Source organism: Rugosimonospora acidiphila (assembly GCF_039543385.1).
GTDB classification, from domain to species: Bacteria; Actinomycetota; Actinomycetes; order Mycobacteriales; family Micromonosporaceae; genus Rugosimonospora; species Rugosimonospora acidiphila.
This window is the reverse complement of record NZ_BAABJQ010000001.1, coordinates 443,592-466,341: the sequence shown is the minus strand read 5'-3', so window position 1 is coordinate 466,341 and position 22,750 is coordinate 443,592. Positions and strand designations below refer to the sequence as shown.

Sequence of the window (22,750 nt, the reverse complement as noted above, 5' to 3'; positions counted from 1 at the left end):
TCAGCCGGCTCGGGCCTAGAACTCGAGTCCGTTTTCGCGGGCGGCGTCGGCCAGGGCGGCGATCCTGCCTACGTACTTGTTGCCGCCACGGTCGAAGACGACCTGGTTTACCCCGGCGGCCTTGGCCCGCTCGGCCAGCAGGGCGCCGACCTTACGGGACTGGTCGCTCTTCGCACCCTCGGTGCCGCGGATCGAGGCGTCCATGGTCGAGGCCGAGGCCAGCGTGCGCCCGGTGATGTCGTCCACCACCTGGGCGACGATGTGCCGCAGCGAGCGGGTGACCACCAGGCGCGGGCGCTCGGCGGTACCGCGAACGTTCTTGCGGACCCGGAAGTGCCGGCGTGCCTTGCCGACCCGGCGTGCGCTGGCGGCTCCGCCGCTGTTGCGCCTCTTTAACAACGTAGCCGTCACTGCCCCGCCAACCTTTCAGCCATGTCCACCGGGCTCACTTCTTACCGGCCTTTCCAGCCTTGCGGCGGATGACCTCGCCCTGGTACTTCACGCCCTTGCCCTTGTAGGGCTCCGGCGGCCGGATCTTCCGGATGTTCGCGGCGACCTCACCGACCTGCTGCTTGTCGATGCCCTCGACGCTGAACACGGTCGGGCGCTCCACCGAGAACTTGATGCCCTCGGGTGCGGTCACCGTGACCGGGTGCGAGAAGCCCAGAGCGAACTCGAGGTCCTGCCCCTTGGCCTGCACGCGGTAACCGGTGCCGGAGATTTCCAGGGTCTTGCGGTAGCCGGCGGTGACACCCACGATCATGTTGTTGACCAGGGTGCGGGAGAGGCCGTGCAGTTCCTTGGACCGGCGCTCGTCGTTGGGGCGCACCACGTTCAGGATGCCGTTGTCGACCTGCTCGGCCGTGATCGGATCCGCCAACGTGTGCGACAGCTGCCCCTTCGGGCCCTTGACCACGACGGTCTGCCCGGTAATGGTCACATCGACCCCGGCGGGCACCGTGATCGGCTTACGTCCAATGCGCGACATGATGTGCAGCCTCCCGCTACCAGACCCAGGCGAGGACTTCCCCGCCCACGTTTCGCTTGCGGGCCTGCCGATCGGTCAGCAGCCCCTGGGACGTCGAGATGATCGCGACACCCAGGCCGCCGAGCACCCGCGGCAGCTCCGGCGCCTTCGCGTACACCCGCAGGCCGGGCTTTGAGACCCGCCGGATGCCGGCGAGGCTGCGCTCGCGGTTGGGACCGAACTTGAGTTCGACGGTCAGCATCTTGCCAACCACGCCCTCCGGCGGCTCCTCCACCGACCAGGTGGAGATGTAGCCCTCGGCCTTGAGCACCTCGGCGATGTTCGCCTTGATCTTCGAATACGGCATGGTCACCCGGTCGTGGTACGCCTGGTTGGCGTTACGCACCCGGGTCAGCATGTCCGCGATCGGATCGGTCATCGTCATGGTCAGGTCTTACCTTTCTCGCCGTGGTTCCCTTGGCCGGGCCTGCGGCGAAGAGTCATCTACCAGGAAGCCTTCGATACGCCGGGGAGTTCGCCACGATGGGCCATCTCCCGGATGCACACGCGGCACAGACCGAACTTGCGGTAGACCGCCTTGGGCCGTCCGCACCGCTGGCAGCGGGTGTACGCGCGCACCGAGAACTTCGGCTTCGCGGCAGCCTTGTTGATCAGCGCCTTCTTGGCCATGTCAGCTCTCCTTGCTCTGGTCCTCACGGAACGGGAAGCCGAGCAGCTTGAGCAGCTGCCGCCCCTCCGCGTCCGTGCGCGCGGTGGTCACCACGGTGATGTCCATGCCCCTGGTGCGATCGATCCGGTCCTGGTCGATCTCGTGGAACACCGACTGCTCGGTCAGACCGAACGTGTAGTTGCCGTGGCCGTCCAGCTTGCGGCCGTCCAGGCCCCGGAAGTCACGGATACGCGGCAGGGCGATGGACAGCAGGCGGTCCAGGAACTCCCACATCCGGTCGCCGCGCAGGGTCACCTTGGCGCCGATCGGCATGCCCTCACGCAGCTTGAACTGCGCGATCGACTTGGTGGCCCGGCGTACCTGCGGCTTCTGGCCGGTGATAGCGGCCAGGTCGCGGACGGCACCGTCGATCAACTTGGCGTCGCGGGCAGCCTCGCCCACACCCATGTTGACGACGATCTTCACCAGCCCGGGCACCTGCATCGGGTTGCCGTAGCCGTACTGCTCGCGCATCTTGGCCGCTACCTCGGAGCGGTACCGCGCCTTCAGGCGCGGCATGGGCGCGGCGGTAGCGTCGCTTCGAGTCTGAACGTCAGTCATCACAGGTCCTTACCGGAACGGCGCGCAACGCGGATCTTCGAGCCGTTTTCGTCGATGCGGTAGCCGATACGGGTCGGCGCACCATCCGAATCGACGACCATCACGTTGGAGACGTGGATCGGTGCCTCCTGGGTGACGATGCCTCCGGTCTTGGCGCCACGCTGAGTGGTCTGAATACGGGTGTGCTTCTTGACCCGGTTCACGCCCTCGACGAGGACCTTGTCCAGGCGCGGGTAGGCCGCGATGACGCGACCCTTCACGCCCTTGTCCCGGCCGGCGATGACGATAACCGTGTCGCCCTTCTTGACCTTCACGGCTACAACACCTCCGGTGCGAGCGAGATGATCTTCATGAACCGCTTGTCCCGCAGCTCACGACCCACCGGGCCGAAGATGCGGGTACCCCGCGGGTCGCCACCGTCCCTGATGATGACGGCGGCGTTCTCGTCGAAGCGGATGTACGAGCCGTCCGGACGGCGCCTCTCCTTGGCGGTGCGCACGACGACCGCCTTGACGACGTCGCCCTTCTTCACACCCGCACCAGGGATGGCGTCCTTGACGGTGGCCACGATGACATCGCCGATACTGGCGTAGCGCCGACCGGAGCCGCCGAGCACCCGGATGCACAGAATCTCCCGGGCTCCGGTGTTGTCGGCGACGCGTAGCCGCGTCTCCTGCTGGATCACGTCATTCTCCTATGTCTGCCAGTTCTCCGCCGCCGGCGACGGCGGAGCTTGGCGGAACGTTGCCTACTGGTGAATCCGCTCGCTCTGGTGAGCTCGCTCGGTCACTTGGCCTTCTCGAGGATCTCCACGATCCGCCACCGCTTGGTCGCGGACAGCGGACGCGTCTCCATCAACAGGACCCGGTCGCCGATGCCGCACGCGTTCTGCTCGTCGTGCGCCTTCAGCTTGCTGGTACGGCGAAGAACCTTGCCGTACAGCGCGTGCTTGACCCGGTCCTCGACCTCGACGACAACCGTCTTGTCCATCTTGTCGCTGACCACGTAGCCCTCGCGGACCTTGCGGCGGTTACGCGCCGCAGTCTCCTCGGCCGCCGCGACAGTGCCCTCTTGCGTCTCGTTGCTCATGCCTCAACTACCTCAGTCGGTGCGGCCGAAAGACCCAGCTCGCGCTCCCGCATGATCGTGTAGATCCGGGCAATCTCCCGGCGGACGACCTGCAGCCGCCGGTTGTTGTCCAGCTGCCCGGTGGCACCCTGCACGCGCAGGTTGAACAGCTCAGCCTTGGCCTCTCGCAGCCGCGTGACGAGGTCGTCCTCGGATAGCTCACGCAGCTCGACGGCGGTGGTGCCCGCTGCCATCAGCCTTCAGCCCCTTCGCGTGTAACGATGCGGCACTTCATCGGAAGCTTGTGAATGGCGCGACGCAGTGCCTCACGCGCGATCGACTCGTTCGGGAAGGACATCTCAAACAGGATCCGACCCGGCTTGACGTTCGCGACCCACCACTCCGGCGAACCCTTACCGGAACCCATCCGGGTTTCGGCCGGCTTCTTGGTGATCGCCTGGTCCGGGAAGATGGTGATCCAGACCTTGCCACCACGACGGATGTGCCGGTTCATAGCGATACGAGCGGCCTCGATCTGGCGGTTCGTCACGTACGCCGGCTCAAGCGCCTGGATGCCAAACTCGCCGAACGCCACCCGAGTACCGCCCTTCGCCGCACCGTGCCGGTCCGGGTGGTGCGGCTTGCGGAAGCCCTTCGGGGGCTTACGCGGCATCAGCATCTTTCAGCCCTCCTGCTGCTCTACCGGCGCGGCCGCGGCCTCGCCAGCTTCGGTACTCACCGCGACCGGGCCACCCGTGGTGGTCGGCTCGGCCGCCGCGCGACCCGCCTCGGTACCGCCGGCCGTGGTGCCCGACGATCCCGAACGCAGCCGGCGCGGACGCTCCGGCCGGTCGCCACGCTCACGGCGCGGGCGCGACGGGCCGGTCTCGGCCGGGGCCTCACGACCCGGTACGGCGTCGCCCTTGTAGATCCAGACCTTCACGCCGATCCGGCCGAAGGTGGTACGCGCCTCGAAGAAGCCGTACTCGATGTTGGCCCGCAGCGTGTGCAGCGGCACCCGACCCTCGCGGTAGAACTCGCTACGCGACATCTCCGCGCCGCCCAGGCGACCGGCGCACTGCACCCGGATGCCCTTGACGACCGGGTTCTTCATCGCCGACTGCATGGCCTTGCGCATCGCCCGCCGGAAGCTGACCCGGCTGGACAGCTGCTCGGCGATGCCCTGCGCGACCAGCTGGGCATCCGACTCGGGGCTCTTCACCTCGAGGATGTTCAGCTGGACCTGCTTGCCGGTCAGCTTCTCCAGCTCGCCCCGGATCCGGTCCGCCTCGGCGCCCTTACGGCCGATGACGATGCCCGGACGGGCCGTGTGGATGTCGATGCGGACCCGGTCCCGGGTGCGCTCGATGTCCACCTTGGAGATGCCGGCCCGCTCCAGGCCCCGGGACATCATCCGCCGGATCTTCACGTCCTCGGCGATGTAGTCCTTGTAGAGCTTGTCGGCGTACCAGCGGCTCTTCCAGTCCGTCGAAATGCCGAGCCGGAACCCGTGCGGGTGAACCTTCTGACCCATTACTCGGTCTCCTCCTCGGCAGCCGCCGCTGGGGTGTTCGTGGCGGCGGCCTTCTTTGCCGGAGCCTTCTTGGCCGCCTTCTTCGCGGGGGCCGTGGTGCTCGCCTCGGCGTCCTCGGCCACGGGGGCCGCGGCCGGGGCGCTCGCCTGCTTCACGGGCCGGATCGGCGCTGCCTGAACCGACTCCACCGCGATGGTGATGTGGCAGGTGCGCTTGCGGATCCGGTACGCGCGGCCCTGCGCCCGCGGCCGGAACCGCTTGAGCGTGGGGCCCTCGTCGACGTAGGCCTCGCTGACCAGCAGCGAGTCCGGGTCGAGCCGCTCGTTGTTCTCCGCGTTAGCAATGGCCGAGGCCAGCACCTTGTACACGGGCTCGCTGGCGGCCTGCGGCGCGAACTGCAGCACGGTCAGCGCGTCCTTCGCGGGCATGCCGCGGACGAGGTCGACCACGCGGCGCGCCTTAGTCGCGGAGATGCGCACGTGCCTGGCAACCGCACGAGCGCCGGGCAGCGCGACTTCGCTCTTCGTTGGCATCGGGTGTCCTTACCTAACTATCCGCTGATCCGCTTACCGGCGCCGGCTCTTGCGGTCGTCCTTCTCGTGACCCTTGAACGTGCGGGTCAGAGCGAACTCGCCGAGCTTGTGGCCGACCATCGACTCGCTCACGTACACCGGCACGTGCTTGCGCCCGTCGTGTACGGCGATCGTGTGCCCGAGCATCTCCGGGGTGATCGTCGACCGCCGCGACCAGGTCTTGATGACGTTCTTGGAGTTCCTGTCGTTCTGCGCTTCCACCTTCTTCATGAGGTGGTCGTCGACGAACGGGCCCTTCTTCAGGCTGCGAGGCATATCTACTCAGAACCTTCCTCAGCCGCGCTTGCGGTTGGCGTAGCGGCGGCGGACGATCAGCCGGTCGCTCGGCTTGCCCTTGCGACGGGTGCGGCCCTCGGGCTTACCGTTCGGGTTGACCGGGTGGCGGCCACCGGAGGTCTTACCCTCACCACCACCGTGCGGGTGGTCGATCGGGTTCATCGCGACACCACGGACGGTCGGGCGCTTGCCCTTCCACCGCATCCGGCCGGCCTTGCCCCAGTTGATGTTTGACTGGTCGGCGTTGCCGATCTCGCCAACCGTGGCCCGGCAGGACACCGACACCCGCCGGATCTCGCCGGACGGCATGCGCAGCGTGGCGTAGTCAGCCTCGCGGCCGAGCAGCTGGATGCCGACGCCGGCCGAGCGGGCCAGCTTGGCCCCGCCGCCCGGGCGCAGCTCCACGGCGTGCACCGTGGTGCCGACCGGGATGTTGCGCAGCGGCAGGTTGTTGCCCGGCTTGATGTCCGCGCGAACGCCGGACTCGACGCGGTCGCCCTGCTTGAGGTCCTTCGGCGCGATGATGTAGCGCTTCTCGCCGTCGGCGTAGTGCAGCAGCGCGATGCGCGCGGTGCGGTTCGGGTCGTACTCGATGTGAGCGACCTTGGCCGGTACGCCGTCCTTGTCGACCCGCTTGAAGTCGATCAGACGGTACTGGCGCTTGTGGCCGCCGCCCTGGTGGCGGGTCGTGATCCGGCCGTGGGCGTTGCGCCCGCCCTTGCTGTGCAGCGGGGCGAGCAGCGACTTCTCCGGCGTCGACCGGGTGACCTCGGCGAAGTCGGCGACACTCGCGCCACGGCGACCGGGCGTGGTCGGCTTGTACTTACGGATAGCCATTATCGATAAACCCCTAGCTCACCGGGCCGCCGAAGGCCTCAATGCGGTCACCGTCGACGAGCTTCACGATCGCGCGCTTCGTGTCCTTGCGCTTTCCAACGCCGGTACGCGTGCGCTTGCGCTTGCCCTGGCGGTTCAGCGTGTTCACCGTCTCGACGCGGACGTTGAAGATCTGCTGAATAGCGATCTTGATCTCGGTCTTGTTCGCGTCCGGGTGCACGAGGAACGTGTACCAGTTCTTGTTGAGCTCGCTGTAGCTCTTCTCCGAGACCACCGGCGCGAAAATGACGTCGCGCGGGTCGGCGATCGTGGTCACTGCCCGTCCTCCTCGCTGGCTGCGTCCTGGGCCTCGCCGGAAGCGGCGGTCGCGCTGACCGTCAGCGGCAGGCCGAGGAACTCGTCCAGCGCCGCGGCGGTGAAGACCACGTCATCGGCGACCAGGACGTCGTACGTGTTGAGCTGGCCGGCCTCGATCAGGTGCACGGTCGGCACGTTGCGCAGCGAAAGCCAGTTGTTCTCGTCCTCGGCGGTCAGTACGACCAACACGCGCTTGGACTCGGTGACCTTGCTCAGCACGCCGAGCGCGGTCTTGGTCGAGGGCCGCTCGGTGTCCACGAAGGACTCGACCAGATGCAGGTGGCCGCCGCGGGCCCGGTCAGACAGGGCGCCACGCAGGGCGGCGGCCTTCATCTTCTTCGGGGTCCGCTGGCTGTAGTCGCGCGGCACCGGGCCGTGCACCACACCACCGCCGGTGAACTGCGGCGCGCGGGTCGAACCCTGCCGGGCCCGGCCGGTGCCCTTCTGCTTGTACGGCTTCCTGCCGCCACCGGACACCTCGCCGCGGCTCTTGGCCTTGTGCGTGCCCTGCCGGGCGGCGGCCAGCTGGGCCACCACCACCTGGTGCATGAGCGGGATGTTGGCCTGCGCGTCGAAAATGTCCGCGGGGAGCTCGACCGAACGGGTCTTGGTGCCCTCGCCGTTGATGACGTCTACCGTGGTCACTTCGTCGCACCACCCTTCTTGGCGGCGCTGCGCACGAGCACGAGCGCGCCCTTCGGGCCCGGTACGGCGCCCTTGACCAGGATCAGGTTGTTCTCCGGGTCGACCGCCTGGATGGTCAGGTTCTGCACGGTGTAGCGCACGCCACCCATGCGGCCGGCCATCCGGACGCCCTTGAATACCCGGCCGGGAGTGGCGCAGGCGCCAATCGAGCCGGGCGAGCGGTGCTTGCGCTCGACACCGTGGCTGGCGCGCAGGCCGTGGAAGCCGTGCCGCTTCATCACACCGGCGAAGCCCTTGCCCTTGGTCCGTCCGGTCACGTCGATCGGCTGACCGACCTCAAACGCCTCGACGGTGACCTCAGCGCCCAGCTCGTACTCGCCCGCGTCGTTGGTGCGCAGCTCGACGATGTGTCGGCGCGGCGCCACGTTCGCCTTGGCGTAGTGCCCGGCCTTGGGCTTGGTCACCTTGCGCGGGTCGATCGCGCCGTACGCGAGCTGGACCGCCGAGTAGCCGTCCTTGTCGGGGGTGCGGACCTGGGTCACGACGCACGGGCCGGCCTGCACCACGGTCACCGGGACGACGCGGTTGTTGTCCCAGACCTGGGTCATGCCGAGCTTGGCGCCCAGGATCCCCTTGACTTGCCTGTCCATTAGTCGAGTCCCTACTACAGCTTGATCTCGATGTCGACGCCCGCCGGGAGGTCGAGGCGCATCAGCGAGTCGACCGTCTTCGGCGTCGGGTCGATGATGTCGATCAGACGCTTGTGCGTACGCATCTCGAAGTGCTCGCGCGAGTCCTTGTACTTGTGGGGCGAGCGAATCACGCAGAAGCGATTGATCTCCGTGGGCAGCGGCACCGGGCCTGCGACCTGCGCCCCGGTACGAGTCACCGTCTCCACGATCTTCCTGGCCGAGGAGTCGACGACCTCATGGTCATAGGCCTTGAGCCGGATGCGGATCTTCTGTCCCGCCATAGTGGCTTCTGTTCCTTCTCTCGATGCCGCTGTTGTGCGGGCCTGCGCCCGCCGGCGCCCGTCTTCGGCCCCGGTCGAATCCCGTCCCGCTTTGTACCGACCCCCGCGGTCGGGCGTGTCGCCTTTAGGAGCCAGGCTCCGCCCCGTGATCCGGAGCTGTCTGGCGGCGTCGGAGATCCTGACTGGATCGCCTACGAGCGGCGTTTCGTCCGTGGCCCACAAGCCCCTACGGGCCGGCGAACCGACTGCGGTGATCGCGAAGCGCCCGAGCGACCGGGCGCCACACGGGGGTGGCCGACCGAGATCGGCCACCCCGCGCTGAGCACAACCTGTTCAGTATGCCGTACTGCCGTACGGCCACAAAATCCGGGTAGCTCAGGTCACTTAAGGATCTTGGTGACCCGACCGGCGCCGACGGTACGGCCACCCTCCCGGATCGCGAACTTGAGGCCTTCCTCCATCGCGATCGGCTGGATGAGCTGAACCGTCATCGAAGTGTTGTCACCGGGCATGACCATCTCGGTGCCCTCGGGCAGCGTGACGACGCCGGTGACGTCCGTGGTCCGGAAGTAGAACTGCGGACGGTAGTTCTGGAAGAACGGGGTGTGCCGGCCACCCTCCTCCTTCGAGAGGATGTAGACGGTCCCCTCGAACTCGGTGTGCGGGGTGTTCGTGCCCGGCTTCACCACGACCATGCCGCGCTCGACGTCCTCGCGCTTGATACCGCGCAGCAGGAGGCCGACGTTCTCACCGGCACGAGCCTCGTCGAGCAGCTTGCGGAACATCTCGATACCGGTGACGACGGTCCGCATCGACTTCGGCTTGATGCCGACGATCTCGACCTCCTCGTTCGGCTTGAGGATGCCACGCTCGCAACGGCCGGTGACGACCGTACCGCGACCGGTGATCGTGAAGACGTCCTCGATGGGCATGAGGAACGGCTTCTCGGTCTCCCGCTCGGGCTGCGGAATCGCGGTGTCAACCGCGTTCATCAGCTCCATGAGCTTGTCCGCCCACTCCGGGTCGCCCTCGAGCGCCTTGAGCGCCGAGACGCGGATGACCGGCAGGTCGTCGCCCGGGTACTCCTGGCTCGAGAGCAGCTCGCGCACCTCGAGCTCGACCAGCTCGAGCAGCTCCTCATCGTCGACCATGTCGCTCTTGTTGAGCGCCACGACGATGTAGGGAACGCCGACCTGACGGGCCAGCAGCACGTGCTCGCGGGTCTGCGGCATCGGGCCGTCGGTGGCGGCCACGACCAGGATCGCGCCGTCCATCTGGGCGGCACCGGTGATCATGTTCTTGATGTAGTCGGCGTGACCAGGGCAGTCGACGTGGGCGTAGTGCCGCGCCTCGGTCTGGTACTCGACGTGTGCGATCGAGATGGTGATGCCGCGGGCCTTCTCTTCCGGCGCCTTGTCGATCTCGTCGAACGGCGTGTACGGGTTGAGATCCGGCATCTTGTCGTGCAGGACCTTCGTGATGGCCGCGGTCAGCGTCGTCTTCCCGTGGTCAATGTGACCGATGGTGCCGATGTTGACGTGCGGCTTAGTCCGCTCGAACTTCGCCTTCGCCACTGCTGTCCTCCTGTGGACTTCTTGGTTCGTACGTCGTTTCCCTGGGTCTGGCCGCAGTGGCCGGACCGGATGATTCAGCTCGCCCCCGCCGGGGCCAGCCGGGGATTACTCCCCGGTGGCCTTGGCGATGATCTCCTTCGCCACGTTCTGAGGAACCTCGGCGTAGGAGTCGAACTGCATCGAGTAGCTCGCCCGGCCCTGGGTCTTCGACCGCAGGTCGCCGACGTAGCCGAACATCTCCGACAACGGCACCAGGGCGCGGACGACGCGGGCACCGCCGCGCTCCTCCATCGCCTGGATGATGCCGCGGCGGGAGTTGAGATCGCCGATGACGTCACCCATGTTCTCCTCCGGGGTGACGACCTCGACGGCCATCATCGGCTCAAGAAGTACCGGATCGGCCTTCCGAGCCGCCTCCTTCAGTACCATCGAACCGGCGATCTTGAACGCCATTTCGGACGAGTCGACCTCGTGGTACTTCCCGTCCGTCAGCGTCAGCTTCAGCCCCACCAGCGGGTACCCGGCGAGGATGCCGTACTGCATCGCGTCCTGGGCTCCGGCGTCCACCGAGGGAATGAACTCCTTCGGCACACGCCCACCGGTGACCGCGTTGACGAACTCGTACGTCGGTCCGTCCGAGGACAACGGCAACGGCTCCAGGTTCACGAGGACACTGGCGTACTGGCCCGACCCACCGGTCTGCTTCTTGTGCGTGTGCTCGACCTTCTCCACCTTGCGGCGGATCGTCTCGCGGTAGGCCACCTGCGGCTTGCCGATGTTGGCCTCGACCCGGAACTCGCGCTTCATCCGGTCGACGAGGATCTCCAGGTGGAGTTCGCCCATACCGCTGATCACGGTCTGGCCGGTCTCCTCGTCGTTGCGGACGCGGAAGGTCGGGTCCTCCTCGGCCAGCTTCTGGATGGCGGTACCGAGCTTCTCCTGGTCGGCCTTTGACTTCGGCTCGATGGCCACCGAGATGACCGGCTCGGGGAACGTCATCGACTCCAGGATCACCGGGTGCGCCGGGTCGGACAGCGTGTCACCGGTGGTGGTCTGCTTGAGACCCTGCACCGCGATGATGTCACCGGCCTGCGCGAACGGGCGGTCTTCCCGCTTGTTCGCGTGCATCTGGTAGATCTTGCCGATCCGCTCCTTGCGATCCTTGGTGGAGTTGATCGTCTGCGCACCGGCCTCGATCCGGCCCGAGTACACCCGCACGTAGGTCAGCTTGCCGAGGTGCGGGTCGGTCTGGATCTTGAAAGCCAGGCCCGAGAACGGCTCCTCCACGCTGGGCTTGCGCCGGATCGGCGTCTCGCCGTCGGTGGCCGTGCCCACGATCGCCGGGATGTCCAGCGGCGAGGGCAGGAAGTCCACCACGGCGTCGAGCATGGGCTGCACGCCCTTGTTCTTGAACGCCGAGCCACACAGCACGGGGTTGATCTTCCCGGCGATGGTGGCCGCGCGGATCGCCACCTTCAGCTCGTCGACGCCGAACTCGCCGCCATCGAGGAACTTCTCCAGGATCGCGTCGTCCGTCTCGGACAGCGTCTCGAGCAGCTTCTCGCGGTACTCGTTGGCCTGGTCGACCAGGTCGGCCGGGATCTCCTCGATGGCGTAGTCCTCGCCCTTCTGGGTCTCGCCACGCCAGGTGAGCGCGCGCATGCCCAGCAGGTCGACGACGCCGGTGAAGTCGGCCTCGTTACCGATCGGGATCTGCAGCACCAACGGGTTGGCCTGCAGCCGGGTGACCATCATGTCGACACAGCGGAAGAAGTCCGCACCGGTGCGGTCGAGCTTGTTGACGAAGCACATCCGCGGCACGTGGTACTTCTCGGCCTGACGCCAGACCTGCTCGGTCTGCGGCTCGACGCCGGCGACACCGTCGTACACAGCCACGGCACCATCCAGAACCCGCAGCGACCGCTCAACCTCAACCGTGAAGTCGACGTGGCCGGGGGTATCGATGATCTGGATCGTGTGGCCCTTCCACTCGCACTTGGTTGCGGCGGAAGTGATGGTGATACCGCGCTCCTGCTCCTGCTCCATCCAGTCCATGACGGCCGCGCCCTCATGAACCTCACCGATCTTGTACGTGATACCGGTGTAGAACAGGATCCGCTCGGTGGTAGTCGTCTTACCGGCGTCGATGTGCGCCATGATGCCAATGTTGCGGAGGTTGGCGAGCGCGTTGTCGGCGGCAGCCACTGTGATCCCTACTTCGTCTTCTCGTCGTTTCGCATTACCACCGGTAATGCGCGAAGGCCCGGTTGGACTCAGCCATCTTGTGGGTGTCCTCGCGCCGCTTCACGGCGGCACCGAGGCCGTTGCTCGCGTCAAGCAGCTCGTTCATCAACCGCTCGATCATGGTCTTTTCGCGCCGGGCCTTGGAGTACGTCACCAGCCAGCGCAGGCCCAGGGTGGTGGCCCGGGTCGGCCGGACCTCAACCGGCACCTGGTACGTCGCGCCACCAACCCGGCGGCTGCGCACCTCCAGGGTCGGCTTCACGTTGTCCATGGCGCGCTTCAGTGTCACCACGGGGTCGGTGCCGGTCTTCTCCCGGCACCCCTCCAGGGCGCCGTACACGATCCGCTCGGCGAGCTGGCGCTTGCCGCGCATCAGGATCTTGTTGATCAGCTGGGTGACCAGCGGCGAGTTGAAAACCGGGTCGGCGACCAGCGGTCGGCGCGGCGCGGGGCCCTTACGCGGCATGTCAGCTCTTCTCCTTCTTCGCGCCGTACCGGCTGCGCGCCTGCTTCCGGTTACGGACGCCCTGGGTGTCCAGCGAGCCACGAACGATCTTGTACCGGACGCCGGGGAGGTCCTTAACCCGGCCACCACGGACCAGCACGATCGAGTGCTCCTGCAGGTTGTGCCCGACGCCCGGGATGTATGCGGTGACCTCGATCTGGCTGGTCAACCGCACGCGGGCGACCTTGCGCAGCGCCGAGTTCGGCTTCTTGGGCGTGGTGGTGTACACACGCGTGCACACGCCGCGCCGCTGCGGGCTTCCCTTGAGCGCCGGCGTCTTCGTCTTGCTCGTCTTCGCCTGGCGGCCCTTGCGGACCAGCTGCTGGATGGTGGGCATCCGGGTCTCGAATCTCCCTTCGACCGCCGTCTCGCGGCCGCCGTCTTGCTATCGAACGTCCTACACCTGCCGTGCGACCGGACCTGCGGCAAGCGCCTCATCGGCTCCTGCGCGCCTATCCGGCCCCCGCGGTCGGGCGTGTCGTCCGGCACACGGGCCCGGCGAATCTCATGCAAGCCGCCGGGTTAAATTCTCGTGCCGCGCCTTAGCGCACGCACGATGAGCCCGGGGCATGCCCCGGGCCACGAGGGGAAAGAGTACCGACCGTTGGCGCCCAGGTCAAAATGGGTCCCACGGAAGCCACTCCGAGCATTAATACTACTCCCCGATCGGGACGGACCGCCGCGGACCGGCCGCCGGCCCCGGGTCTGGTGGGGTGATGCCGCTCTCAGTGCGTCCGGGAGGCTCAACTCAGGATCAGCGCCAGCAGGAATCCGAACGCGGCGAGCACGAGGCCCCCGCCCCCGCACCAGATGCCGGAGATCGCCGGACCGCGACCTCGCAGCCGTCCGGCCGCCGCCCTGATCTGGCCCAGCGCGATCAGGCCCGCCGCGATCGCCGCCCCGCCGAGCAGCGCGGAGAGGATCGCGAACGCGCCCGATACCAGCGCGCCCCAGCCCGGGCCCGCACCGGCGATGCCGAGGCAGATCACCACGAACGCGACCAGGGCCGCGCCGATACCGGCCACTATGCTCCCGGTTGCCAGGCCCAGGAAGGTCGGGTTCACCGCCAGGTACGCGATCCCGAAGTCGGTGCCGGGTACCGGATCGATGCGCGCCGGCCGGCCCAGGGTCCCCACCGGTCCGGGCGGGGGCGGGATCGGCGGTGGCCACGGCGGGCCGCCAGGGTACGCGGCTGCCCCGCCTGGATAGACCGGCGCGCCGCCTGGGTGGGTCGGGTAGGCCGGAACGCCGCCCGGGTGGCCCGGGTACGCCACCGGCCGGCTCATCGGCCCGGGGGGCGGGTACGCCACCGGCGGCCCGGACGGCGGGTAGGGCTGCCCCGGCCCCGGCGCCGGGTACTGCGGCGCCTGCATCGCGGGAGGCAGCGGCGCCGGGTACGGCGCACCGGGGTGGCCCGGGGTGCCCGGGTACACCGGCGCTACCGGGTACTCCCCCGGCGGGGCGGGCGGTTCCGGCGGGGTCCAGGGAGGTGGCTGGGGCGGCTCCGTCACGGCCAGCCTTTCAGTTCACATCGGGGGCGAAGTTCGTACCGGGACCGCCGGCGGAGTGCAGCAGGCCGACGATGGCGGCGGCTACCAGCGCGCACGCGGCCAGCACGATGCCGACCCAGGCCAGCGCCACCCCGGTGCGGATCCGGCGGCCGCCGGTCAGGAATCCGCCGGCCGCCGACATCTCCCGCCGGGCGTCCCTGGCCATCAGCAGGGCGAGCGCGGCCGGGATTAGCCCGCCGACGAAGAATCCGGTGATCGCGGCGACGACGCCCAGCGCCAGGACGGCCGCCGCCTTCGTGGAGGGGACGGGATCAGGGTCGAGCGGGTGCCTCACGTTCGCGGGGTCAATGGCTGCCACGCTCGCTCCCGGGACTGCGCTCACCACCCTATGGAAACAGATCGGGGCCCCAGGCGTTCACCTGAGGCCCCGATCTCACGCCGGTGACGGCTCCCTGACCGGTCTGGCTCGGCGCGTCAGACGCCGCGCGACGACCCAGACCAGTCGACCGTCAGCGGAACGATCCGAGATCGAAGTCGTCCAGCGGTACGGCGTGTCCGCTGGCCGGCCCGAAGCCGTAGTCGGTCTCGGCGTACCCGGTCATCGAGTACACCTTGGCCTTGGCCTCCTCGGTCGGCTCGACCCGGATGTTGCGGTACTTGCTGATGCCCGTACCGGCCGGGATGAGCTTTCCGATGATCACGTTCTCCTTCAGCCCGATCAGCGAGTCGCTGCGGGCGTGGATCGCGGCGTCGGTGAGCACCCGGGTCGTCTCCTGGAAGGACGCCGCCGACAGCCACGACTCGGTGGCCAGCGACGCCTTGGTGATGCCCATGAGCACCGGACGTCCCGCGGACGGCTCGCCGCCCTCGGCGACGATCCGCCGGTTCTCCGCCTCGAAGTGCGCCCGGTCGACCAGCACGCCCGGCAGGAACTCGGTCGCGCCGGAGTCGATGATCGTCACCCGCTTGAGCATCTGCCGGATGATGATCTCGATGTGCTTGTCGTGGATGAGCACACCCTGCGACCGGTAGACCTCCTGGACCTCCTGGGTCAGGTGGACCTGGACGGCGCGCGGCCCGAGCACCCGCAGGAGCTCGTGCGGGTCGATGGTGCCCTCGGTGATCTTCTCACCGACCTCGACGTGCCCACCGTCGCTGACCCGCAGCTTGACCCGCTTGGAGATCTTGTCGTGGACGATCTCGTCGCTGCCGTCGTCCGGCACGATGATGATCTTCCGCGACCGGTCACCCTCCTCGATCCGGATGCGTCCGGCGATCTCCGCGATCGGCGCCTTGCCCTTGGGCACGCGCGCCTCGAAGATCTCCTGAACACGCGGCAGACCCTGGGTGATGTCCTCACCCGCGACGCCACCGGTGTGGAAGGTACGCATGGTCAGCTGGGTACCCGGCTCACCGATCGACTGGGCGGCAATGATGCCGACCGCCTCGCCGACGTCCACGGTCTTGCCGGTCGGCAGCGAACGCCCGTAGCAGGCCCCGCAGACGCCCAGCTTCGACTCGCAGGTGAGCACGCTGCGCACCCGGACGTTCTCCACGCCCGCGGCCACCAACCGGTCCACCAGGATCGAGTTGAGGTCGTCACCACGGTGCGCCACGACGTTGCCGGACGCGTCCTTGATGTCGTCGGCCAGCGTACGGGCGTGCGCCCCGGTCTCCGCGTGCTGGTGAACGACCAGCCGACCATCGGAGGCCCGCTCGCCGACCTGCATCGGGATGGCCCGGTCGGTGCCGCAGTCCTCCTCGCGGATGATCACGTCCTGCGAGACGTCCACCAGACGCCGGGTCAGGTACCCGGAGTCGGCGGTACGCAGGGCCGTGTCGGCCAGACCCTTGCGGGCACCGTGCGTGGAGATGAAGTACTCCAGCACGGACAGTCCCTCACGGAAGGACGACTTGATCGGACGCGGGATGATCTCACCCTTGGGGTTGGCCACCAGGCCACGGATCGCCGAGATCTGCCGCAGCTGCAGCAGGTTACCGCGAGCACCCGAGTTGATCATCTTCCACAGCGGGTTCTCGCGCGGCAGCGCCGTCTCCATCTCCTTGGCGACCTCGTTGGTCGCCTTGGTCCAGATGTCGATCAGCTCGCCGCGACGCTCCTCCGCGGTCATCAGACCACGCTGGTACTGCTTGTCGATCCGCTCGGCCTCGCGCTCGTATCCCTCAAGGATCTCCCGCTTGCGCGGGGGCTGGACCACGTCCTCGATGCCGATGGTCACGCCCGACCAGGTGGCCCAGTGGAAGCCGGCCTCCTTGAGCGCGTCCAGGGTGGCCGCCAGGGCGACCTTCGGGAAGCGCTCGGCCAGGTCGTTGACGATCGCCGAGAGCTGACCCTTGCGGATCTCGTAGTTCACGAACCGGTACCCCGGCGGCAGGGTCTCGTTGAACAGCACCCGACCCAGGGTCGTGTCCATGATCAGCGGCTGACCCACCTCCCAGCCCTCCGGCGCGTCCCACGGCTGCGCACCGGCGCCGTTGTCCACGCCGATCACGCCGTTCAGCCGGATCCGGATCGGAGCCTGGAGGTGCAGCTCGCCGTTGTCGAAGGCCATCCGGGCCTCCGCGTCCGAGCTGAACGTCCGGCCCGCACCCGACAGGTTGTCCTGCGTGTGGGTGAGGTGGTACAGGCCGATGACCATGTCCTGGGTGGGCATGGTGACCGGCTTGCCGTCGGCCGGCTTGAGGATGTTGTTCGACGAGAGCATCAGGATCCGGGCCTCGGCCTGCGCCTCGGCGGCCAGCGGCACGTGCACGGCCATCTGGTCACCGTCGAAGTCGGCGTTGAACGCCGTGCAGACCAGCGGGTGGATCTGGATGGCCTTGCCCTCGACCAGCTGCGGCTCGAAGGCCTGAATGCCCAGACGGTGCAGGGTAGGCGCCCGGTTGAGCAGCACCGGGTGCTCCCCGATGACCTCTTCCAGGACGTCCCACACCACCGGACGCTGGCGCTCCACCATCCGCTTGGCGGACTTGATGTTCTGCGCGTGGTTCAGGTCGACCAGCCGCTTCATCACGAACGGCTTGAACAGCTCCAGCGCCATGTACTTGGGCAGGCCGCACTGGTGCAGCTTGAGCTGCGGGCCGACCACGATGACCGAACGGCCGGAGTAGTCGACGCGCTTGCCCAGCAGGTTCTGCCGGAATCGGCCCTGCTTGCCCTTGAGCATGTCGGACAGCGACTTCAGCGGCCGGTTACCCGGGCCGGTGACCGGACGGCCACGGCGGCCGTTGTCGAACAGCGCGTCGACGGCCTCCTGCAGCATCCGCTTCTCGTTGTTCACGATGATCTCGGGCGCGCCCAGGTCGATCAGGCGCTTGAGCCGGTTGTTCCGGTTGATCACCCGGCGGTACAGGTCGTTCAGGTCGGAGGTCGCGAACCGGCCACCGTCCAGCTGCACCATCGGGCGCAGGTCCGGCGGGATCACCGGCACGCAGTCCAGCACCATGCCCATCGGCGAGTTGGTGGTGTTCAGGAACGCCGCCACGACCTTCAGCCGCTTGAGCGCGCGGATCTTCCGCTGGCCCTTGCCGGAGCGGATCGTCTCGCGCAGGTCCTCGGCCTCGGCGTCGAGATCCATGTTCTGGATCAGCGCCTTGATGGCCTCGGCGCCCATGGCGCCCGAGAAGTACTCGCCGAACCGGTCGCGCAGCTCGCGGTAGAGCAGCTCGTCGGTGACCAGCTGCTTGGTGTCGAGCTTGCGGAAGGTGTCCATCACCTCGTCGAGCCGGTCGACCTCGCGCTGTGCCCGGTCCCGGATCTGGCGCATCTCGCGCTCGCCAGCCTCCTTGACCTTGCGCCGCACGTCGGCCTTGGCGCCCTCCGCCTCCAGCTCGGCCAGGTCCTGCTCCAGCTTGGCGGCGCGCTTCTCGATCTCCGAGTCGCGGGCGTTCTCGGCGTGCCGCTTCTCCGCGCCGATTTCGCTCTCGACCGTCGACATGTCGCGGTGTCGCGCCTCGGTGTCCACGCCGGTGATGACGTACGAGGCGAAGTAAATGATCTTCTCGAGGTCCTTGGGTGCCAGGTCGAGCAGGTAGCCGAGCCGGCTCGGGACGCCCTTGAAGTACCAGATGTGGGTCACCGGCGCCGCGAGCTCGATGTGCCCCATCCGCTCACGCCGCACCTTGGCCCGGGTCACCTCGACGCCGCAGCGCTCACAGATGATGCCCTTGAACCGGACCCGCTTGTATTTACCGCAGTAGCACTCCCAGTCCCGGGTCGGGCCGAAGATCTTCTCGCAGAAGAGTCCGTCCTTTTCGGGCTTGAGGGTGCGGTAGTTGATCGTCTCGGGCTTCTTGACTTCACCGTGCGACCACTGACGGATGTCGTCCGCGGTCGCCAGGCCGATACGCAACTCGTCGAAGAAGTTGACGTCGAGCACTTGGTCCCTCGTATTTCTTGATCGCCTCGCGATTGGCTTTCTCGGTCGCTACGCGATGCTCGGGTTTGTGGTCGCCAGGTAAGGTCCGGCCGGCACGCCGGCCGGACCCTAACTTCAGATCTCCTCGACGCTGCTGACGCCCTCGTTCGGACGCCGCGACAGGTCGATACCCAGCTCCTCGGCCGCCCGGAACACCTCGTCGTCGGTCTCCCGCATCTCCAGAGCCACGCCGTCGCTGGACAACACCTCAACGTTGAGGCACAGCGACTGCAGCTCCTTGAGCAGAACCTTGAACGACTCGGGGATGCCGGGCTCGGGGATGTTCTCACCCTTGACGATCGCCTCGTAGACCTTCACGCGGCCGAGCACGTCGTCCGACTTGATCGTGAGCAGCTCCTGCAGGGCGTAGGCGGCACCGTACGCCTGCATCGCCCAGCACTCCATCTCACCGAAACGCTGCCCACCGAACTGCGCCTTACCACCCAGCGGCTGCTGCGTGATCATCGAGTACGGGCCGGTCGAACGCGCGTGGATCTTGTCGTCGACCAGGTGGTTCAGCTTCAGGATGTAGATGTAGCCGACCGCGATCCGATCGGGCAGCGGTTCGCCGGACCGGCCGTCGAACAGCTGCGCCTTACCACTGGCACCGACCAGCTGGACGCCGTCCCGGTTGGCCAGGGTGGAGTCGAGCAGGCCAGCGATCTCCTCTTCCTTCGCGCCGTCGAAGACCGGGGTCGCCACGTTGGTGTCCGGCTCCGACTCGTGCGCGTTGATCGACTGCAGCGCCCTCTTCCAGGTGGTGTCGTCGCCCTCGATCTTCCAGCCGGTCTTGGCCACCCACCCGAGGTGGGTCTCCAGGACCTGGCCGACATTCATCCGGCTCGGCACACCCAGCGGGTTGAGCACGATGTCGACCGGCGTGCCGTCCTCCAGGAACGGCATGTCCTCGACCGGAAGGATCTTGGAAATGACACCCTTGTTGCCGTGTCGGCCGGCGAGCTTGTCGCCGTCCTGGATCTTCCGCTTCTGGGCCACGTAGACCCGGACCAACTCGTTGACACCGGGCGACAGTTCGTCGCCGTCCTCCCGGGAGAAGGTACGGACACCGATGACCGTGCCGCTCTCACCGTGCGGCACCTTCAGGCTGGTGTCCCGGACCTCGCGGGCCTTCTCGCCGAAGATCGCGCGAAGCAGCCGCTCCTCCGGGGTCAGCTCGGTCTCGCCCTTGGGCGTGACCTTGCCGACCAGGATGTCACCGGGGGTCACCTCGGCGCCGATCCGGATGATCCCGCGCTCGTCCAGGTCCGCCAGCATCTCCTCGCTGACGTTCGGGATGTCGCGGGTGATCTCCTCCGGCCCCAGCTTGGTGTCGCGGGCGTCGACCTCGTGCTCCTCGATGTGGATCGAGGTCAGGACGTCCTGCTGGACCAACTTCTGGGACAGGATGATCGCGTCCTCGTAGTTGTGACCCTCCCAGGGCATGAACGCCACGAGCAGGTTGCGCCCGAGCGCCATCTCGCCCTCGTCGGTGCACGGCCCGTCGGCGATGACCTGGCCGGCCTCGACCCGGTCACCCTCGAAGACCACCGGCTTCTGGTTGACGCAGGAGCCGGCGTTGGAGCGACGGAACTTGTGCAGCAGGTACGTGCGGCGGTGACCGTCGTCCTGGTGCACCGTCACGTAGTCGGCGCACAGGTCCTCGACCACGCCACCGACCTCGGCGACCACCACGTCTCCGGCGTCGACCGCGGCCCGGTACTCCATGCCCGTGCCGACCAGCGGGGACTCCGCCTTGATCAGCGGGACCGCCTGGCGCTGCATGTTCGCGCCCATCAGGGCACGGTTGGCGTCGTCGTGCTCCAGGAACGGGATCATGGCCGTCGCGACCGAGACCATCTGCCGCGGCGAGACGTCCATGTAGTCCACGGCCTCGGGGGGCACGGCCTCAAACTCGCCGCCCTTACGCCGGACCAGCACCCGCTCGCCCGCGAACGCACCGTCCGCCTTGAGCGGCTCGTTGGCCTGCGCGATGACGTGCCGGTCCTCCTCGTCCGCGGTCAGGTAGTCGATCTGGTCGGTGACCCGACCGTCGAGGACCTTCCGGTACGGCGTCTCGATGAAGCCGAACGGGTTGACCCGGGCGAAGGTGGACAGCGCGCCGATCAGACCGATGTTCGGGCCTTCCGGCGTCTCGATCGGGCACATCCGTCCGTAGTGCGACGGGTGCACGTCACGGACCTCGAAGCCGGCCCGCTCACGGGACAGACCGCCCGGCCCCAGCGCCGACAGGCGGCGCCGGTGGGTCAGGCCAGCCAGCGGGTTGGTCTGATCCATGAACTGGGACAGCTGGGAGGTGCCGAAGAACTCCTTGATCGCCGCCACCACGGGGCGAATGTTGATCAAGGTCTGCGGCGTGATCGCCTCGACGTCCTGGGTGGTCATCCGCTCGCGGACGACCCGCTCCATCCGGGACAGACCGACCCGAACCTGGTTCTGGATCAGCTCGCCCACGGTGCGCAGGCGCCGGTTGCCGAAGTGGTCGATGTCGTCCGGCTCGTACCCGTCCTCGCCGGTGTGCAGCCGGCAGAGGTACTCGACGGTCGAAACGATGTCCTCGATGGTCAGCACACCCGTGGTAATCGGGACGTCGACCTCGAGCTTCTTGTTGAACTTGTAACGCCCGACCTTCGCCACGTCGTAGCGCTTCGGGTTGAAGAAGAGGTTGTCCAGCAGGGTCTGCGCGTTCTCCCGGGTCGGCGGCTCACCAGGCCGCAACTTCCGGTAGATGTCGAGCAGGGCTTCGTCCTGGCCGGCGATGTGGTCCTTCTCCAGGGTGGTCATCATCAGTTCGGACCAGCCGAACCGCTCGCGGATCTGCTCGTTCGACCAACCAATGGCCTTGAGCAGGACGGTGACCGCCTGGCGGCGCTTGCGGTCGATGCGAACGCCGACCGTGTCACGCTTATCGATGTCAAACTCCAGCCAGGCACCCCGGCTAGGGATGACCTTGACGCTGGACAGGTCCCGGTCGGAGGTCTTGTCCGGCTGCTTGTCGAAGTACACGCCCGGCGAGCGGACGAGCTGGCTGACCACGACGCGCTCGGTGCCGTTGATGATGAAGGTGCCCTTCGGCGTCATCATCGGGAAGTCACCCATGAACACGGTCTGGCTCTTGATCTCGCCAGTGCTGTGGTTGGTGAACTCCGCGGTCACGAACAGTGGTGCGCAGTAGGTCAGGTCCTTCTCCTTGCACTCCTCGATCGAGGCCTTGACCTCGTCGAAGCGCGGCGCGGAGAACGACAGCGACATAGTGCCAGAGAAGTCCTCAATGGGACTGATTTCGTCGAGGATTTCTGCAAGACCCGAACGAGCGTGCGGATCATCAGCCGAACGCGTTGCCCACGCCTCGTTGCCAACCAACCAGTCAAAGGACTCGGTTTGAATGGCAAGGAGGTTGGGGACTTCGAGGTGTTCGGTGATCCTGCCGAATGAGATTCGGCGGGGAGCGAAGGCGCTCGACGACGTACGACTGGTCTTCGCAGGGCGGGAAGCTGCCAAGATGCGTCCTTCCGAGGACCGGTGGTGCTGCAAAACGGCCGTTGCGCGTGCACCCCGATTGGCCCCTGTTAAATCACCCAAAACGGACAATCTATGCGGGGTCTATGTCGGAAGGCAGCGCAAACTAGCAGTGTAGCCGAAAGGCTAACCGCTGTCGAGCCCCCCATCGAGAAGTTCTCCGAGCGGGCCATGCCGGGGGCTGAACCCGGGGCCTGCACGGGCCTCAGAGACCCTTGCTCGGAACTCCCTACGACGGTCTGGCGCATCCGCGGAAGGCGTTGCGCAATCAGCGTGCCTGTCGCATGCCGGCCCCGTCAAGAGTTGAGCCTCGGGTCGGACACGGGTGACGCGCAACTTGCATGTACGCATACGGCATATTCGGACAAAGGTACGTCCGGATACTTCCCCGCAGTATCG

At 67.4% G+C, this 22,750-nt stretch carries 25 protein-coding genes and 1 pseudogene; all 26 read right to left on the bottom strand.

The features are described 5' to 3' along the window. Positions 1 to 15 precede the first annotated feature (15 nt). Entirely contained in the window at positions 16 to 411 is a 396-nt protein-coding gene (gene rplR / locus ABEA87_RS02335; RefSeq protein WP_425570714.1) for a 50S ribosomal protein L18, read from the bottom strand. A gap of 34 nt (positions 412 to 445) precedes the next feature. Then, a complete protein-coding gene (gene rplF, locus ABEA87_RS02330) occupies positions 446 to 988 on the bottom strand; it encodes a 50S ribosomal protein L6 (RefSeq protein WP_345625528.1) in 543 nt (180 codons plus the stop codon). A 16-nt stretch (positions 989 to 1,004) separates the two neighbouring features. After that, the gene (gene rpsH / locus ABEA87_RS02325) at positions 1,005 to 1,412 is read right to left on the bottom strand and encodes a 30S ribosomal protein S8 (protein ID WP_345625526.1); all 408 of its coding nucleotides are present in this window, start codon (positions 1,410 to 1,412) and stop codon (positions 1,005 to 1,007) included. Positions 1,413 to 1,471: 59 nt separating this feature from the next. Further along, positions 1,472 to 1,657, bottom strand: a complete 186-nt coding sequence (locus tag ABEA87_RS02320) for a type Z 30S ribosomal protein S14 (RefSeq protein WP_345625524.1) — start codon at positions 1,655 to 1,657, stop codon at positions 1,472 to 1,474. Between the two features lies 1 nt (position 1,658). Then, a complete protein-coding gene (gene rplE / locus ABEA87_RS02315; RefSeq protein WP_425570713.1) occupies positions 1,659 to 2,258 on the bottom strand; it encodes a 50S ribosomal protein L5 in 600 nt (199 codons plus the stop codon). Continuing rightward, positions 2,258 to 2,572 (bottom strand): 50S ribosomal protein L24, encoded by a 315-nt coding sequence (gene rplX / locus ABEA87_RS02310; RefSeq protein ID WP_345625522.1) that lies wholly within the window; start codon positions 2,570 to 2,572, stop codon positions 2,258 to 2,260. The genes rplE and rplX overlap by 1 nt, the downstream gene beginning before the upstream one ends. A gap of 2 nt (positions 2,573 to 2,574) precedes the next feature. Then, positions 2,575 to 2,943, bottom strand: a complete 369-nt coding sequence (rplN, locus tag ABEA87_RS02305; protein WP_203915946.1) for a 50S ribosomal protein L14 — start codon at positions 2,941 to 2,943, stop codon at positions 2,575 to 2,577. 101 nt (positions 2,944 to 3,044) lie between these two features. Beyond that, entirely contained in the window at positions 3,045 to 3,347 is a 303-nt protein-coding gene (gene rpsQ / locus ABEA87_RS02300; RefSeq protein ID WP_345625519.1) for a 30S ribosomal protein S17, read from the bottom strand. Continuing rightward, positions 3,344 to 3,580 carry a 50S ribosomal protein L29 gene (rpmC, locus tag ABEA87_RS02295; RefSeq protein WP_345625517.1) on the bottom strand — a complete coding sequence of 79 codons (237 nt, stop codon included), beginning with the start codon at positions 3,578 to 3,580 and terminating at the stop codon, positions 3,344 to 3,346. Before rpmC ends, rpsQ begins: the two co-directional genes overlap by 4 nt. Next, positions 3,580 to 4,005, bottom strand: a complete 426-nt coding sequence (gene rplP / locus ABEA87_RS02290) for a 50S ribosomal protein L16 (protein WP_345625515.1) — start codon at positions 4,003 to 4,005, stop codon at positions 3,580 to 3,582. The genes rpmC and rplP overlap by 1 nt, the downstream gene beginning before the upstream one ends. A 3-nt stretch (positions 4,006 to 4,008) precedes the next feature. Then, positions 4,009 to 4,860, bottom strand: coding sequence for a 30S ribosomal protein S3 (rpsC, locus tag ABEA87_RS02285; RefSeq protein WP_345625513.1), 852 nt, complete (start codon positions 4,858 to 4,860; stop codon positions 4,009 to 4,011). 95 nt (positions 4,861 to 4,955) lie between these two features. Then, positions 4,956 to 5,393, bottom strand: a pseudogene (gene rplV, locus ABEA87_RS02280) (50S ribosomal protein L22); the annotation flags it as partial. A gap of 33 nt (positions 5,394 to 5,426) precedes the next feature. Beyond that, a complete protein-coding gene (gene rpsS, locus ABEA87_RS02275; RefSeq protein ID WP_345625510.1) occupies positions 5,427 to 5,708 on the bottom strand; it encodes a 30S ribosomal protein S19 in 282 nt (93 codons plus the stop codon). Positions 5,709 to 5,726: 18 nt separating this feature from the next. After that, positions 5,727 to 6,566, bottom strand: coding sequence for a 50S ribosomal protein L2 (rplB, locus tag ABEA87_RS02270; protein WP_345625508.1), 840 nt, complete (start codon positions 6,564 to 6,566; stop codon positions 5,727 to 5,729). A 13-nt stretch (positions 6,567 to 6,579) separates the two neighbouring features. Further along, positions 6,580 to 6,882 carry a 50S ribosomal protein L23 gene (gene rplW, locus ABEA87_RS02265; RefSeq protein WP_345625506.1) on the bottom strand — a complete coding sequence of 101 codons (303 nt, stop codon included), beginning with the start codon at positions 6,880 to 6,882 and terminating at the stop codon, positions 6,580 to 6,582. Beyond that, a complete protein-coding gene (rplD, locus tag ABEA87_RS02260; RefSeq protein ID WP_345625504.1) occupies positions 6,879 to 7,568 on the bottom strand; it encodes a 50S ribosomal protein L4 in 690 nt (229 codons plus the stop codon). Before rplD ends, rplW begins: the two co-directional genes overlap by 4 nt. Further along, positions 7,565 to 8,218 (bottom strand): 50S ribosomal protein L3, encoded by a 654-nt coding sequence (gene rplC, locus ABEA87_RS02255; protein ID WP_345625503.1) that lies wholly within the window; start codon positions 8,216 to 8,218, stop codon positions 7,565 to 7,567. Before rplC ends, rplD begins: the two co-directional genes overlap by 4 nt. A 14-nt stretch (positions 8,219 to 8,232) precedes the next feature. Continuing rightward, positions 8,233 to 8,541, bottom strand: coding sequence for a 30S ribosomal protein S10 (rpsJ, locus tag ABEA87_RS02250; RefSeq protein ID WP_007073037.1), 309 nt, complete (start codon positions 8,539 to 8,541; stop codon positions 8,233 to 8,235). A 380-nt stretch (positions 8,542 to 8,921) separates the two neighbouring features. Continuing rightward, on the bottom strand, positions 8,922 to 10,115 hold the full coding sequence (gene tuf, locus ABEA87_RS02245) for an elongation factor Tu (protein WP_345625502.1): 1,194 nt from the start codon (positions 10,113 to 10,115) through the stop codon (positions 8,922 to 8,924). 105 nt (positions 10,116 to 10,220) lie between these two features. After that, positions 10,221 to 12,326 (bottom strand): elongation factor G, encoded by a 2,106-nt coding sequence (gene fusA / locus ABEA87_RS02240; RefSeq protein ID WP_425570729.1) that lies wholly within the window; start codon positions 12,324 to 12,326, stop codon positions 10,221 to 10,223. 28 nt (positions 12,327 to 12,354) lie between these two features. Next, positions 12,355 to 12,825: a 30S ribosomal protein S7 gene (gene rpsG, locus ABEA87_RS02235; protein ID WP_345625498.1), complete on the bottom strand. Its 471-nt coding sequence runs from the start codon at positions 12,823 to 12,825 to the stop codon at positions 12,355 to 12,357. Between the two features lies 1 nt (position 12,826). Then, the gene (gene rpsL / locus ABEA87_RS02230; RefSeq protein WP_345625496.1) at positions 12,827 to 13,201 is read right to left on the bottom strand and encodes a 30S ribosomal protein S12; all 375 of its coding nucleotides are present in this window, start codon (positions 13,199 to 13,201) and stop codon (positions 12,827 to 12,829) included. A gap of 406 nt (positions 13,202 to 13,607) precedes the next feature. Further along, positions 13,608 to 14,375 carry a phage holin family protein gene (locus ABEA87_RS02225; protein WP_345625494.1) on the bottom strand — a complete coding sequence of 256 codons (768 nt, stop codon included), beginning with the start codon at positions 14,373 to 14,375 and terminating at the stop codon, positions 13,608 to 13,610. A 10-nt stretch (positions 14,376 to 14,385) separates the two neighbouring features. Beyond that, the gene (locus ABEA87_RS02220) at positions 14,386 to 14,733 is read right to left on the bottom strand and encodes a hypothetical protein (RefSeq protein ID WP_345625492.1); all 348 of its coding nucleotides are present in this window, start codon (positions 14,731 to 14,733) and stop codon (positions 14,386 to 14,388) included. A 151-nt stretch (positions 14,734 to 14,884) separates the two neighbouring features. Beyond that, positions 14,885 to 18,775, bottom strand: coding sequence for a DNA-directed RNA polymerase subunit beta' (locus tag ABEA87_RS02215; RefSeq protein WP_345625491.1), 3,891 nt, complete (start codon positions 18,773 to 18,775; stop codon positions 14,885 to 14,887). Positions 18,776 to 18,889: 114 nt separating this feature from the next. Then, the gene (gene rpoB, locus ABEA87_RS02210; protein WP_345625489.1) at positions 18,890 to 22,333 is read right to left on the bottom strand and encodes a DNA-directed RNA polymerase subunit beta; all 3,444 of its coding nucleotides are present in this window, start codon (positions 22,331 to 22,333) and stop codon (positions 18,890 to 18,892) included. Between the last annotated feature and the right edge of the window lie 417 nt (positions 22,334 to 22,750).

What these genes read in the sequence shown, in the direction of transcription:
- rpsC (WP_345625513.1), bottom strand. Translation starts at nt 4,860, where the DNA reads ATGGGTCAGAAGGTTCACCCGCACGGGTTCCGGCTCGGCATTTCGACG.
- rpsJ (WP_007073037.1), bottom strand. Translation starts at nt 8,541, where the DNA reads ATGGCGGGACAGAAGATCCGCATCCGGCTCAAGGCCTATGACCATGAG.
- rplP (WP_345625515.1), bottom strand. Translation starts at nt 4,005, where the DNA reads ATGCTGATGCCGCGTAAGCCCCCGAAGGGCTTCCGCAAGCCGCACCAC.
- rpsL (WP_345625496.1), bottom strand. Translation starts at nt 13,201, where the DNA reads ATGCCCACCATCCAGCAGCTGGTCCGCAAGGGCCGCCAGGCGAAGACG.
- rplF (WP_345625528.1), bottom strand. Translation starts at nt 988, where the DNA reads ATGTCGCGCATTGGACGTAAGCCGATCACGGTGCCCGCCGGGGTCGAT.
- rpmC (WP_345625517.1), bottom strand. Translation starts at nt 3,580, where the DNA reads ATGGCAGCGGGCACCACCGCCGTCGAGCTGCGTGAGCTATCCGAGGAC.
- rplC (WP_345625503.1), bottom strand. Translation starts at nt 8,218, where the DNA reads ATGGACAGGCAAGTCAAGGGGATCCTGGGCGCCAAGCTCGGCATGACC.
- rpsG (WP_345625498.1), bottom strand. Translation starts at nt 12,825, where the DNA reads ATGCCGCGTAAGGGCCCCGCGCCGCGCCGACCGCTGGTCGCCGACCCG.
- rpsS (WP_345625510.1), bottom strand. Translation starts at nt 5,708, where the DNA reads ATGCCTCGCAGCCTGAAGAAGGGCCCGTTCGTCGACGACCACCTCATG.
- rplB (WP_345625508.1), bottom strand. Translation starts at nt 6,566, where the DNA reads ATGGCTATCCGTAAGTACAAGCCGACCACGCCCGGTCGCCGTGGCGCG.
- rpsQ (WP_345625519.1), bottom strand. Translation starts at nt 3,347, where the DNA reads ATGAGCAACGAGACGCAAGAGGGCACTGTCGCGGCGGCCGAGGAGACT.
- rplE (WP_425570713.1), bottom strand. Translation starts at nt 2,258, where the DNA reads ATGACTGACGTTCAGACTCGAAGCGACGCTACCGCCGCGCCCATGCCG.
- rpsH (WP_345625526.1), bottom strand. Translation starts at nt 1,412, where the DNA reads ATGACGATGACCGATCCGATCGCGGACATGCTGACCCGGGTGCGTAAC.
- ABEA87_RS02320 (WP_345625524.1), bottom strand. Translation starts at nt 1,657, where the DNA reads ATGGCCAAGAAGGCGCTGATCAACAAGGCTGCCGCGAAGCCGAAGTTC.